This window comes from Bacillus sp. EKM202B (assembly GCF_011066025.1).
Taxonomy (GTDB): domain Bacteria; phylum Bacillota; class Bacilli; order Bacillales; family Bacillaceae_G; genus Bacillus_A; species Bacillus_A toyonensis.
This window is the reverse complement of sequence record NZ_JAAMNK010000120.1, coordinates 1-291: the sequence shown is the minus strand read 5'-3', so window position 1 is coordinate 291 and position 291 is coordinate 1. Positions and strand designations below refer to the sequence as shown.

Sequence of the window (291 nt, the reverse complement as noted above, 5' to 3'; positions counted from 1 at the left end):
TTTCCTACAATGGCAATGTTTTCATTTGTTTGTTTTGTGGTGTAAGATTGTACGTTGTTTTTCTTAGATTTGAAACGGGGGGCACTCGTTTGTTTTTTGAAAAAGCGTGTATACGCATCCGCAAGGTTGCGAACAGACGACTGAATCGCAATACTATCCACTTCTTTGAGCCAAACAAACTCTTTTTTCATGGCAGGAAGTTTGGCAGAGCATGTACCATATGTCAAACCTTTTCCTGTTTCTCTGTATGCATTATCCCATAGAGATAGGAAGTGATTGAATACAAAACGA

Annotated in this window: 1 pseudogene; it reads right to left on the bottom strand. The window is 38.8% G+C overall.

Annotated features, from left to right (window positions below):
• Positions 1–291, bottom strand: a pseudogene (locus tag G9F74_RS29615) (IS200/IS605 family element RNA-guided endonuclease TnpB); the annotation flags it as partial.